Origin of the sequence: Paractinoplanes hotanensis, assembly GCF_023717965.1 — a bacterium.
Taxonomy (GTDB): Bacteria; Actinomycetota; Actinomycetes; order Mycobacteriales; family Micromonosporaceae; genus Actinoplanes; species Actinoplanes polyasparticus.
In genome coordinates this window covers 124,916-137,100 of record NZ_JAMQOL010000022.1, presented here as the reverse complement: position 1 = coordinate 137,100, position 12,185 = coordinate 124,916, and the positions used below count along the sequence as shown (strand labels likewise).

At 70.0% G+C, this 12,185-nt stretch carries 11 protein-coding genes; 5 read left to right on the top strand and 6 right to left on the bottom strand.

The window, feature by feature from the left end; all coding sequences use genetic code 11:
- Positions 1-51: 51 nt before the first annotated feature.
- The 6 genes from LXN57_RS18100 to LXN57_RS18075 are packed head-to-tail and all read right to left on the bottom strand — an operon-like array spanning position 52 to position 6,822.
- Positions 52-2,403 carry a hypothetical protein gene (locus LXN57_RS18100; protein WP_251799332.1) on the bottom strand — a complete coding sequence of 784 codons (2,352 nt, stop codon included), beginning with the start codon at positions 2,401-2,403 and terminating at the stop codon, positions 52-54.
- A complete protein-coding gene (locus LXN57_RS18095; protein WP_251799331.1) occupies positions 2,400-3,587 on the bottom strand; it encodes an acyl-CoA reductase in 1,188 nt (395 codons plus the stop codon). Before LXN57_RS18095 ends, LXN57_RS18100 begins: the two co-directional genes overlap by 4 nt.
- Positions 3,584-4,624 (bottom strand): LuxE/PaaK family acyltransferase, encoded by a 1,041-nt coding sequence (locus tag LXN57_RS18090; RefSeq protein WP_251799330.1) that lies wholly within the window; start codon positions 4,622-4,624, stop codon positions 3,584-3,586. The genes LXN57_RS18095 and LXN57_RS18090 overlap by 4 nt, the downstream gene beginning before the upstream one ends.
- The gene (locus LXN57_RS18085) at positions 4,621-5,850 is read right to left on the bottom strand and encodes an AMP-binding protein (protein ID WP_251799329.1); all 1,230 of its coding nucleotides are present in this window, start codon (positions 5,848-5,850) and stop codon (positions 4,621-4,623) included. Before LXN57_RS18085 ends, LXN57_RS18090 begins: the two co-directional genes overlap by 4 nt.
- Positions 5,847-6,584, bottom strand: coding sequence for an SDR family NAD(P)-dependent oxidoreductase (locus tag LXN57_RS18080; protein WP_251799328.1), 738 nt, complete (start codon positions 6,582-6,584; stop codon positions 5,847-5,849). Before LXN57_RS18080 ends, LXN57_RS18085 begins: the two co-directional genes overlap by 4 nt.
- Positions 6,577-6,822, bottom strand: a complete 246-nt coding sequence (locus tag LXN57_RS18075; protein ID WP_221379685.1) for an acyl carrier protein — start codon at positions 6,820-6,822, stop codon at positions 6,577-6,579. The genes LXN57_RS18080 and LXN57_RS18075 overlap by 8 nt, the downstream gene beginning before the upstream one ends.
- 193 nt (positions 6,823-7,015) lie before the next feature.
- On the opposite strand from LXN57_RS18075, the gene pseB reads away from it, so the two are divergent.
- From pseB to LXN57_RS18050, 5 genes are read left to right on the top strand one after another with little or no spacing between them, the layout of a single operon-like run.
- Entirely contained in the window at positions 7,016-7,996 is a 981-nt protein-coding gene (gene pseB, locus LXN57_RS18070) for a UDP-N-acetylglucosamine 4,6-dehydratase (inverting) (protein WP_251799327.1), read from the top strand.
- Positions 7,996-9,120, top strand: coding sequence for a DegT/DnrJ/EryC1/StrS family aminotransferase (locus LXN57_RS18065; protein WP_251799326.1), 1,125 nt, complete (start codon positions 7,996-7,998; stop codon positions 9,118-9,120). Before pseB ends, LXN57_RS18065 begins: the two co-directional genes overlap by 1 nt.
- Positions 9,121-9,123: 3 nt before the next feature.
- On the top strand, positions 9,124-9,966 hold the full coding sequence (locus tag LXN57_RS18060) for a hypothetical protein (protein ID WP_251799325.1): 843 nt from the start codon (positions 9,124-9,126) through the stop codon (positions 9,964-9,966).
- Positions 9,967-9,971: 5 nt separating this feature from the next.
- A complete protein-coding gene (locus tag LXN57_RS18055) occupies positions 9,972-11,462 on the top strand; it encodes a hypothetical protein (protein WP_251799388.1) in 1,491 nt (496 codons plus the stop codon).
- The gene (locus LXN57_RS18050) at positions 11,459-12,184 is read left to right on the top strand and encodes a cytidylyltransferase domain-containing protein (RefSeq protein ID WP_251799324.1); all 726 of its coding nucleotides are present in this window, start codon (positions 11,459-11,461) and stop codon (positions 12,182-12,184) included. The genes LXN57_RS18055 and LXN57_RS18050 overlap by 4 nt, the downstream gene beginning before the upstream one ends.
- Position 12,185 lies beyond the last annotated feature (1 nt).

The following is a 12,185-nucleotide window of genomic DNA, read 5'->3' as shown; positions in this document are numbered from 1 at the left end:
CCGATCCTGCCCGCCGCCGGATCGACGGTAGGGTTAACCCCACCGTACGGCTCAGGGCAACTCATAAATCGACACCGGCCCCGACGAGAAGCGCAGCGTGGCCACCTCGGCCAGGTTCGCCGACCGGCCGCCGGCCGCCCGGTCGTCCGCGAACAGCCATTTGACGTTGTACAGGCGCTTGAGCTCGGCCACGTCCTCGGGTTGCCCGTGCGCGAAGACCCGCTGGTTGAGGATGTAGCGCAGCAGATCGGGCGCCGGCTGCTTGAAGTAGCGCTCGCCGTTCACCCCGTCCTGGGCGACCGCCTCGTCGGTGTAGCCCCAGCTCTCGATCACGGTGCGCCGGCCGCCCAGCCCGGCCACCCAGAACGCGCGCGAGTCGCAGCTGAGCGTCCAGTCGATCGGGACGCAGTGCACGTTGGTGGCCACGACGTCGTCGCGGCCGGCGTTGTCGTCCAGCCATGCGGCCGCGGCCATCTCGCCGCTGAGCACGAGCTTGCCGGGATCCTGGATTCCGGTCGGCACGGCGGCCAGCGAGGTGTCGACCGCCTCGATCTGGCGCTTGGCCCCGCCGACCAGGCCGGCGGTGAGCACCGCGGCCAGCAGCGCGGGCAGGACCGCCCGCCAGGGGGTGCGGCCGGTGATCACACGGTGCAGGATCAGCCCGATCGCCCCCACGCCGATGGCGATGACGGCCGTGCGGATCAGCGGCTCGGCCAGGATGAAGATCCAGTTGACGACCCGGTCCATCCGCGGCGCGTACATCTGGGGGGCCAGCAGTGCCCACGTGCCGCCCGCGAGCGCGCCGGCGAACACGGTCTTCCAGCCGCGGGCCAGGTCGGCCATGACCCAGGCGACCGCGACCGTCCCGAAGGGCGCCGCACCGGTATAGAAGTACACCTGGCTGGCCGACGGGTGCCAGAGCAGGAAGGTGGCGCCGAAGCCGGCCGCGGTCATGCCGGCCAGCAGCCAGATCGACGGCTCCCGCTTGGTCGTGCCGGTGGCGATGCCGAGCAGCGCCAGCATGCGCGGCGACTGCATGGCGAGCCACCAGATCAGCAGCCCGGCGATGAAGAGCCGGCCCATCGTTCCCGTCGTCTCCACCCCGTACGGAAGGAAGCGGGATCCGTCGATGACGTCCTGGTGCCCGATGGTGTCGCGGTAGGGCGCCATCCAGTAGAGGACGGAGAGCGGCTGGAAGCCGAGGGTTCCCGCGCCGCCGCCGGCGAAGAGGCGGAAGCCGAGCCCGACGCCGGCCAGGGTGAGGGCGAACAGGGTCAGCACGGGCAGCAGCCGGCGGCGGTAGCCGATCAGCACGACCACGGTCGCGGCGAGCAGACCGGCGATGAACGGGGGCAGCGCGCTCGACTTGGCGCCGGCGCAGGCCAGGGCGAGCGGGAAGATCAGCGTCCAGCCCCAGCGCAGCGGGCGGCCGCGCAGCACGTCGACCGTGAGCACGACCATGAGCGCCTGCAGCGGCAACACGTACGTCTGGGACGGGCTCTCGGCGTTGACCGGGCTGCCGCCCAGCGGTGTGTAGGCGGTGCCGAGCAACAACGGCAGGCCGAGGATGGCCGCGGTGCCGCCGAGCGCGCCGGCCCACCACTTGCCGCTGAGCGAGCGGACGAGCGCCGCCATCACGAAGACGGCCGTGCCCGCGACCGGCACGAGCCAGAGACGCATCAGCACCACGGCCGGGTCGATCTTGGTGATCATGCTGGCCGCGGCCATGTCCGCGTCGGAGAGGTAGTGGTAGTGCAGCGGGGTGCCGGACAGCTGGGGCACCTGGAACGGCATCGGCCGCATCATCTCGTGGATGAGCGCCAGGTGGTAATACAGGTCCTGATAGATCACGCCCCCGGCCGGGGGCAGCGGGGTGTTCATCCAGCCGGGGTATTCGCTGAGCACCAGCAGCACCAGCCCGGCCGCGACGATCCACGACCAGCGCAGCGGCAGCGGGCGGGGCCGGCTGACCCGCCAGTAGCGGTGCAGCCGGGGCACGGCCAGGAACGGCACCACGATCAGCGCCGGCCACCAGGGCAGCAGCACGAACTTGTCGAGGGCGGCCGAGAGCGCCCACGAGCCGAGCATGATCAGCAGACCGGTGGCGGCGCCCAGGCCGAGGTCTTCGGGCACGTTGCCGCGACTGCCGCGCAGGGCCCGGTAGACCAGCGTGCCGGGCAGCACGATGTCGACGGCGAAATAGAACGCGTAGAGCGCGATGTCCCGCCCCGAGACGCCGGTGTCGAGCAGCGTCAGGACGAGCGCGACCACCGGGAAGACCCAGGGCAGGATCGCCAGCGGCGCCCGCAGGCGGCGGTAGACGTTCGAGGGTCGGCGGGGGACCGCCGAGGGGCGCATGATCGGATTCGGCGCCGCCTCGACCGCCTCGAGCACGGCGGTCACTCTACGAGTGTCGTCAACCGTGTGAATTCGCGCGGAAGGTCGTAGCCGTCCCAGATCGAGCCGAAGGTCAGAGCCGACCCGAACGGGACGATCCGGTCGACCCCGCGGCCGCCGAGCGCCAGCGCGAACTCGCGCAGCTCGTCCCGCGAGAAGCCGAAGTGGCTGAACGTCTGGTCCTGCCGGTTCATCGCCGGCACCAGTTCGAGCAGGGAGCCGACCTCGGCGAACGGGAAGGCCCCGGCCCCGATCCAGCGGCGCGGCGCGTCGGGCACGGCGCTGAGCGACATGGCGGTGACCGAGTTGGCCGGGAACGCCATCGACGAGACCGCGCCGGTGGCGGCCAGCCCGTAGGCGTTCACCCTCTTCTCGACCGCCATGGCCGCGTCGATCGCCCAGCCGCGCTGGTCGACGACCTGCAGCAGCAGCTCGATGAACTCCTCGCGGACGTCGCCGGTGTCCTCGCCGACCAGGAAGACCGTGCGCGGTGAGGAGCAGGCCGCCTGGTCGAACCAGTACGAGTCGTTGGTGAAGCCGAGCACCGCGTCGCGCCGCTTGGCCGGCTCGGCCGCGCGCCACCCGGCCGCCGACAGGGCGGCCCACGACGTGCGGTCGGGGAAGGTGAGGTCGCGGGCGGACGGGCGCAGCGGGTGCTTGCGGATCGCCTCGACGGCCGAGTCGCCGCCCCAGACGACCCGCAGGTCGGCCCAGTGGCTGAGCGCCGCCGTGACCTTGTCGTCGCGGCCGTACGTGATCATGCGCTGGGTGCGGCCGATCACCGGGTCGGCGTCCGCCAGCACCTCGTTGAGCGCGGTCAGGATCGTGTCGGCCGCGGTGGCCGAACGCTCCGAGATCCGGACGACGTTGTGGTTGCCGGCCAGGGCCGACAGCGCCCACGAGTACACGAAGATCGTGTCGACGTTGGCCGGCGGGATGTGGAAGACGTTGCCCCGGGGGAAGACGAGCGCGTCCTCCCGCTGCAGGTGACCGACCGTGCGGTTGAGCTCGGCCGGGCGCAGGAAGAAGCCGAGCGAGCCCAGCTCGGGGTGCCGCCGGGCCACGGCCGGCGCGAGCAGCTTGCGGGCCAGCTTGGCCAGGAAGTCGATGACCCGGGGGTCGCCGACGGTCAGGCGGTCGTCGGACGGCGCGGTGAGGTCGCCCTGCGCGCCGAAGCGGTACTGGATCACGCCGCCTCCCGGTAGGTGTCGGAGCAGCCACGCGCCTCGGCCCGCGGGAGCCGGCCGAGTACGGAGAAGTGCTTGCCGGGCCAGTCGCCGTCGTCGACGCCGTGCACCACGCCGAGGTCCTCGGTCAGCAGCACATGCCCAGGGTACGAGGTGGGCAGGGTGCTGATGACCTCGATCAGGCCCGGCTTGCCGACCGGCTGCTCGGCCCACGTCTCGGGGTCACGGATCACCACGTCGGCGAAGTCGGGGCAGTAGAGCGAGCCGCCGGACGGCCCCTCGAGGAAGATCGTGCCGATCTGCTCGATCATGCCGTAGTAGTTGTGCACCCGGGTCAGCCCGACCGCGGCCAGCCGCTTGCGGAACTCCTCGGGCGAGACCGCCTGGTCGACCAGCTTCTTCCAGCCGCCCGAGTGGATCAGGATGCCGTTGCTGAGGTCGAGCCCGTTCTCGAGCGCCACCTCGTAGAGGTGCAGCCAGACCAGGTAGGTGAAGCCGAAGATCAGGAACGGCTCGTCGCCGTGCTGGTCGAGGAAGCCCTTGAGCGCCTCGACGTCGACGTGGCCCTCGTTGTCGAGCGCCCAGACGTGGTTGCGGCCGAAGTTCGACATGCCCAGCACGCCGGCGCCGCGGGCGCTGAACGACTTGCGGTCCTTCAGCATGGCCTTGGTGTCGACCAGGATCATCGGCAGCCGCTTGGGGCCGAGCACGGACTGCACCGTGGCGCCCAGCTTGCGGGTCTGCTCGCCGGCCGCCGCCTTGTCGAGGTAGATCCGGCTGACCTCGGAGCCGGTGGTGCCGCTGGACGTGAGGACCTTGTACACCTGGTCGTCGGGGATGCTCTTGAGTTCGAGGTTCTTGAAGAGCCGCACCGGCAGCCAGGGCAGGCCCTCGACCGAGGAGGCGGGCTGATAGCCGTTGGCGGCGAGGATCCGCGCGTACGGCTCGCAGTTTTCCCGGTGATGCTCGGTCAGCGCGGAGAGTTCCTTGAGAAGGACCTCCTCCTTCGCGGCCTGAGGCAGGGTGAAGACACTACTCACAGCGAAGACTCCAGCGCCCGATAGTCGGTCTTGCCGTTGGGCATCAGCGGCAGCGACTCAACACTACGCACCACGACGCCGGAGAAATGTGTCCCGAGCCACTCGGCGATCTTGGTCCGCAGGCCGCGGGCCTCCTCGTCGCTGACACCGACCGCGAAGACAGCCAGCTTGTCGTCGTCGGCCACGGCGGCCACCGGGAAGTTCTTCTCCACGTCGTCCAGGTTGATGCGGACGCCGAACACCTTGGCCATGCGCTTGATGCGGCCGGTGATGAACAGGAAGCCCTCGTCGTCGACGTGGCCGAGGTCACCGGTGCGCAGCACGCCGCCCTGCACGTCGCCCAGTGCCAGGTCGGCGGCGGTCTCGGCGTAACCCATCATGACGTTGGGACCGCGGTAGACGACCTCGTCGTCCTCGATGGTGAAGGCGCCGCCGGGCAGCGCCTGGCCGACGGAGCCGAGCTTCTCCTCGAGGCGGGCCGGCGGCAGCGTGGCCATCCGGGGGCCCGCCTCGGTCTGGCCGTACATGACGTAGAGCCGTCCGCCGACGGTCGCCATGCGCTGCGCGAAGTCGGTCACCAGGTCGGTGCGCAGCCGGCCGCCCGCCTGGGTGAGGCTGCGCACGGTCGGGTACTTGGCCGGGTCGAAACGCAGGCGCCGGAGCATCTCGTACTGCGAGGGGACGAACGCCAGCGAGGTGACGCCGTGCTCGTTGACCGCGGTCCAGAAGTCGCGCTGCATGATCCCGGTGCGCTCGAGCACAACCGTGGCGCCCTTGATCAGGTGCGAGTTGAGCACCGACATGCCGAACGAGTAGAAGAGCGGCAGGGTGGTGATGGCCACCTCGTCGCCGGTGATGCCGAGCACCTCGGCGATCTGTTCGGCGTTGGTCCGCACGGCGTCGGCGGTGAGCCGCACCAGCTTCGGATTGCCGGTGGAGCCGCTGGTGGTGAGCAGCACCGCGAGATCCGGATGCACCTCGGTGGTGGTGAACCGCTCGACGAACGGCGCGTTGTCGTGCTCCGGGTCGAGCAGCAGCACCGGCCGCCCGAGTCGCAGCGCCGCGAGGTAGCGGGCGACCACCGGCAGGGTCGTCTCCATCGGCAGGAAGACCACCCCGCCCGGTTCCGTGGCCAGTTGGGCGGCGGCCGCGGCGATCATGTCCTCGGTCAGCGCCTCGCCGGTGACCGCGTCGATCACGCGGGCGCCCGGGTGGAACAGATTCACAGCGTCAGTCCTCCGTCGACCCCGAGCACCTGGCCGGTCACGAACCGGGCCTGCTCGGAGAGGAGGAACGTGATCACGTCGGCGACCTCGTCGGCCTCACCCAGCCGGCCCAGAGCCGTGTCGTCGATGCGCTCCTGGCGGCCCTTCTCGTCGAGGGTGTCGAGCATGTCGGTGGCGATGAAGCCCGGCTCGACCGCGTTGACCCGGATGCCCTGCCGGCCGAGCTCCTTGGCGGCCGATCGGGCCAGCGCGGCCACAGCCGCCTTGGAGGCCGAATAGACGGCCTGGCCGGCGATGCCGCGCGAGGCGGTGATCGACGAGACCAGGACGACGGCCGGGTTCTTGCCCCGGGCCAGCAGCCGGGCGGCGCCGCGCAGCGTGTAGACCGCACCGGCCGAGTTGACCGCGAACAGGCGCTGGATGGTCGCGTCGTCGGTCATGCCGAGCATGCCGGCCGCGTGCGTGCCCGCGTTGACCACCAGCGCGTCGAGACGCTTGAAGCTCTGGAAGGCGAGCTGCATGAGCGCCTTGGACGTTTCGGGCTCGGCGATGTCGCCGTGGCCGCTGACGACGGTCACGCCGTACTTGGCGGCGAGCTCCTCGGCCACTCCGGTGATCGACTCGGCGCGGTGCCCGTGCAGAACGAGGTCGTACCCCCGTTCCGCGAGACGCGTGGCGGTGGCTCGGCCGATGCCGCGGGAGGCGCCTGTGATCAGGGCCGCCCGATCACTCATTGAAGTCAACTCCGTACTTACCGAGGATGTTTACCGCCTCGGTGAAACTCGACATGTTGATGACGTCGTCTGTGTCAATCATCACCGAGAACTCGTCCTCGAGCGCCGCCACCAAGGACATGTGAGCCAGGGAGTCCCACTTCTCATTGTCCTGGTACCGCAGGTCGTCCACGGGCGCCTCCGCCGGAAGGTCCAGGGCGGTGCGGAACGCCTCGCGCAGTCGCTGCAGGTTGCTCACGGGGGTACTCCAAAAGGGGGGCGGGTGGGCAGAGGATTCTTAAGCTCGTCGTAACCAGCGACGAGGTCGTTAATGCTAGCGGAAGCGCCGATGAACTACGGTTAGCGTTTGATGTTGGCCCGCGAATCGGCTGGTGAGCTGGTTATGCTTCCGGCTCGTACTGCGTCCTGCCCACCCCCCGGGAGAAAATCAAGTGTCTGTACTCAGCGGATCGTCGATCCTGGTCACCGGTGCCACCGGGTCCTTCGGTAAGGCGTTTCTCAACTACGCCCTCACCCACCTCGACCCGCAGCGCATCGTCGTCTTCTCCCGTGACGAGCTGAAGCAGTACGAGCTCCGGCAGATGTTCGGCGACGACTCGCGACTGCGCTTCTTCCTGGGTGACATCCGGGACAAAGCGCGTCTCGACCGCGCGATGCACAACATCGACTACGTGGTCCACGCCGCCGCTCTGAAGCAGGTCGACACCGCGGAATACAACCCCTCCGAGTTCGTCGAGACGAACATCAATGGATCACAGAACGTGATCGACGCCGCCATCGACAAGGGCGTCAAGAAGGTCGTCGCCCTCTCCACCGACAAGGCGTCGAGCCCGATCAACCTGTACGGCGCGACCAAGCTCGTCGCCGACAAACTCTTCATCGCCGGCAACCACTACGCGGCCACCCACCCGACCCGCCTCGCGGTCGTTCGTTACGGAAACGTTATGGGCAGCCGCGGCTCGGTCGTCCCGCTGTTCCGCAAGCTCGCCGCCGAGGGCAAGAGCCTGCCGATCACCGACAAGCGGATGACCCGCTTCTGGATCACGCTCCCCCAGGCCGTGAAGTTCGTCGTCGACTCGTTCGACGTCATGCAGGGTGGCGAGTTGTTCGTGCCGCGCATCCCCAGCATGAAGATCCTCGACCTGGTCGAGGCCGTGGCGCCGAACTCGGCGACCCACGAGATGGGCGTCCGGCCGGGCGAGAAGCTGCACGAAGAGATGATCGCCTCCGACGACAGCCGCCGCACGCTGCGCTTCCCCGACCGCTACGTGGTGCAGCCGGTCGTCGCCAGCTGGGGCTACGAGGCTCCCGAGGGTGGCGAAGAGGTCGAGGACGGCTTCAACTACCGCTCCGACAACAACGATCTGTGGCTCTCGGTCGAGGACATGCGCAAGCTGCTCGAGGAGAACTGATGCTGCCGTACGGACGGCAGTCGATCGACCAGTCCGATGTCGAGGCGGTCGTCTCCGCCCTCGGCAGCGACTGGCTGACGACCGGCCCCCGGGTGGCGCAGTTCGAGGCCGACATCGAGGCGGTCGCCGGCGCGCCGGCGGTCACCGTCACCAACGGCACGACCGCGCTGCACACGGCGTACGCGGCGGCCGGCGTGACCACGGGCGACGAGGTCGTCACGACCCCGATGACCTTCGTGGCCACGGCCTCGACCGCGGCCATGCTCGGCGCCAGGATCGTTTTCGCCGACGTCGAGGACGAGACGGCCAACATCGACCCGGCCGCGGTCGAGGCCGCGGTCACGTCGCGCACCAAGGCGATCGCCGCGGTCGACTACGCGGGTCACCCGGCCGAATACGACGCGCTGCGCAAGATCTCCGAGCCCGCCGGCGCCGTGCTGATCGGCGACGCCGCCCACTCGATCGGAACCACCTACCACGGCCGCCCGGTCGGCTCGCTGGCCGACGTGACGACGTTCTCGTTCTTCCCCACGAAGAACCTGACCACGGCCGAGGGTGGCGCCGTGACGTCCCTGCGGCCCGACCTGCTGCAGCGGGCCCGCGAGTTCCGCATGATCGGACTGGTCCGCGACCGGAGCCGCATGCGTTACCCGGACGAGGGCCCCTGGCACCAGGAGGTCCACGAGTTCGGGCTGAACTACCGGCTGCCCGACTTGCTGTGCGCGCTCGGCAGCTCGCAGCTCAAGCGGCTGGCCGCCTTCAAGACCCGCCGGCAACAGCTGACCGCCCGCTACGACGAGCTGCTGGCCGACGTGCCGGGGCTCCGCCTGCCCGTCCAGCGTGACGGCGTCGACCCGCTGCGTCACCTGTACCCCGTCCGGGTGCTCGGCGGACGCCGCCGCGAGGTCTTCGAGCGCATGCGCGAGGCCGGCATCGGCGTGCAGGTCAACTACATCCCGGTCTACTGGCACCCGGTCTTCGAGGACCTGGGCTACCGGCGCGGGATGTGCCCTGTCGCGGAGGCCTTCTACGCTGAGGAGCTGTCTTTGCCGCTCTTCGTCGACCTCAGCGATTCCGACCAGGACCGTGTCGTCGAGGCGTTGCGGACCATCCTCGGGAGCTAGCTGGTGCACCACGCCAACCACTTCTACGGCCACGCACACATCCTCGCGGAATACTGCGGCCTCGATCCGGAGCACCCGCCCCGGATAGACGGCTATGTGCAGCACGGCTGGAACGTGGTGGACGGACTCGGACTCGGCACGCCCTATATGCCGGGCCGGCCCATCTTCGTCTACTCCGAACGGACCAGACGGAGGGCGTGGTCGATGGGGCGCCGGCAGGCCACGGTCATCGGCGCTCCCTTTCTCTACCTGCTCGCCCTGCGGCCCGCGGCGCCGGACGCGCCGCCCCGCGAGGGCACGATCTATTACCCGTTCCACGGCTGGGAGAAGCAGCAGGTCCTCGGCGATCACCAGCGCCAGGTCGACGAGATCCTCGAGACCGAGCAGGGCCCGGTGACCTTCTGCCTCTACTGGAACGAATACCGCAACGACCGGGTCCGTACGGCCTACGAGCAGTACGGACGGGTCGTGTGCCACGGCTACCGCGGTCAGCAGTGGCTCGACACCGACCGCCATTTCCTCGACAAACAGCTCACCGAGCTGCGCCGCCACCGCCGCGTGGCCTCCAACCGGCTCAGCAGCGCCATCTTCCACGGCGTCGCGGCGGGCTGCGAGCCGGCCGTCTACGGCGATCCCATGCAGCTCGACCGGGAGGACGAACCCACCGCCGAGCGGATCCGCCGCGAATGGCCCGAGCTGCACGGCAAGCACCTCGACGGGCCGGCCGTCCGTGCCTCGGCGCTGGCCGAGCTGGGTGACGGGTTTGTTGCCTCCCCAGCCGAATTGCGCGCCATGCTGGGGTGGACGGAGCTTCATCGGACAGCGCCAGCTAGGGTGCCCGCGTGATCGAGATGATCGGGGGCGAGATGCCCTCTTTCACCGAGGACCGGCCTCGTGCCGGCGGGGTCCTCTACGGCCACCTCGCCGAGCAGCTACCCGCCGATGCCCGGGTGCTGGTGGCCGGGCCGCACGACGACGCCCTGATCACCGCGGTCGCCGCCCGTTCCCCGGTCACCTGCCTGGTCCGATCGCAACCCGAGGCTGACGAGCTGGACGCCCGCGGCGTGCGCGTGCTCTGCGGTTCGCTGGCCAAGCTGAACGGCGACGAGCAGTACGACGCCGTGCTGGCCCTGGACGGACTCGGCCGGCTCTGCTCGGTCGAGGGGCCGCAGCTCGACTGGGCCGACTGCCTGCGGGCCCTGCACCACGTGCTGCGTCCCGGCGGCATGCTGCTGCTCGCCGTCGAGAACGAGCTGGGCCTGCACCGGCTCGTCGACCTCGGCAGCGCCACGTCGGCGCACACCGACAGCGACTGGTGCCCGCTCGGCGAGTTCGGCGCCAAACCCGGCAACCCGGGCCGCCTGAGCGCCCACCTGGCCGCCGAGGGCCTGACCGTGAGCTGGCTGGGCGCGGCCTGGCCGCTTCCCGAGGCGCCGACGCTGATCGCCACGCCCGAGGCGCTGGCCGACGGGCCCGCCGGTGTGCTGTCGGCCCTGACGGCGCGGGCGGCCGGCGACGCGTACGCCGGGAAGGAAGTTCTCAGCGATCCTCGCCGGCTCGCCGCCGCGGCCGTGCGCGACGGTCTGGGCCTCGAGTTCGCCGCCGCCTGGCTCGTCTCCGCCCATCGCGCGCCGATGCCGGAGGCCGGGCCGGCGCTGCCGCCGGTGCTGATCGGCGACGGCCCGGTGGTCGAGCTGGCCCCCGGCGGTGACGGCGTGTGGAACCGTCGTGTACTGCGCGAAGTGCCTGGTCGCGACGGCTCTGGCCTGGACGGGCCAGTTCCGGCGGGTCGCCTGCTGGAAGAGTTGCTCCTGGCGGCCTGCCTGCGGCACGATCTCCCGATCGTGCGGCGGCTGCTTACCGGCTGGGCCTCCGCACAGCCCGGTGCCACCGCTGACAACGTGGTGGTCCACCAGGACAGCTACGCCGTTCTCGACCCGAGCGTCCCGCCGCAGACCGACGTGATCCGCCGGTTCGCGCAGACGCTCATCGGCGGGGGCTACGCGCACCCCTGGCCCGCCGCTGTCAAGCTGGAGACCCTGACTTCGATCCTGCACAGCGCCGCGGGCCTGCCCGGGGACGTGCCGCCCACCTCATCCGAGGAGCTTCCGGCTTCACGCCGGGAACAGGAGGAGCAACTCCGAGCGCTGCGCCGGCAACTGGCCGACGCCGATGCCCGCGCCCAGCGGTTCGAGCGCGAGCTCGAAAAAAGGGACAAAGAACTTCGTAAGGCTCGTACGCAGATCGCGACCTTCAGCGGCTCTGTCAGCTTCCGCGTCGCGAAGCTGGGTATGGGAGTCGCCCGCAAGGCTCGTAATCGCCTTCGAAAAGGACTTTCATGACAACCCTCGGCATCATCCAGGCCCGGATGGGCTCTTCCCGGCTTCCCGGCAAGGTGCTGCGCAAACTGGGCAACCGCAGTGTCCTGGAGCGGGTCGTCCGGGCCGCCCAGCAGAGCGGTGTGCTCGACAAGGTCGTGGTGGCCACCACGACCGAGTCGGACGACGACGCGGTCGCGACCGAGTGCGCCGCGATCGGGGTGCCCTGTTTCCGCGGCTCGGTCGACGACGTTCTCGACCGTTTCCTGGGCGTGCTGGACGAGCACGAGAGCGACATCGTGCTCCGCTTCACGGCCGACTCGCCGCTGCTCGACCCCGAGCTGATCGCGCTCACCCACCGGGTCTTCCTGGCCGCGGGCGTCGACTACCTGACCACTTCGATCACCAAGACGCTGCCCCGCGGCCTGGACGTCGAGATCGTCCGCACGCCGGTGCTGCGCGAGATAGACGCGCTGGCCACCGAGCACCACCGCACCCACGTGACGTCCTACATCTACACCCACTCGGAAGAGTTCGACGTGCTCGGGCTCACCCTGCAGCCCGACCTGTCGCACCTGCGCCTCACGCTCGACACCGAGGACGACTGGAAGCTCATCGAGGCGATCGTCACCCACTTCGGCGACGAGCCCATGTCGGTGCGCAAGCTCACCGACTGGCTGGCCGGGCGGCCCGAGCTGATCGAGCTGAACGCCCACGTCCTCCAGAAGGCTCTGGTGCAGGCGTAGC

Coding starts and splice junctions, on each gene's coding strand:
- LXN57_RS18080 (WP_251799328.1), bottom strand. CDS start 6,584: ATGAGTGATCGGGCGGCCCTGATCACAGGCGCCTCCCGCGGCATCGGC.
- LXN57_RS18065 (WP_251799326.1), top strand. CDS start 7,996: ATGCTGCCGTACGGACGGCAGTCGATCGACCAGTCCGATGTCGAGGCG.
- LXN57_RS18055 (WP_251799388.1), top strand. CDS start 9,972: ATGATCGGGGGCGAGATGCCCTCTTTCACCGAGGACCGGCCTCGTGCC.
- LXN57_RS18050 (WP_251799324.1), top strand. CDS start 11,459: ATGACAACCCTCGGCATCATCCAGGCCCGGATGGGCTCTTCCCGGCTT.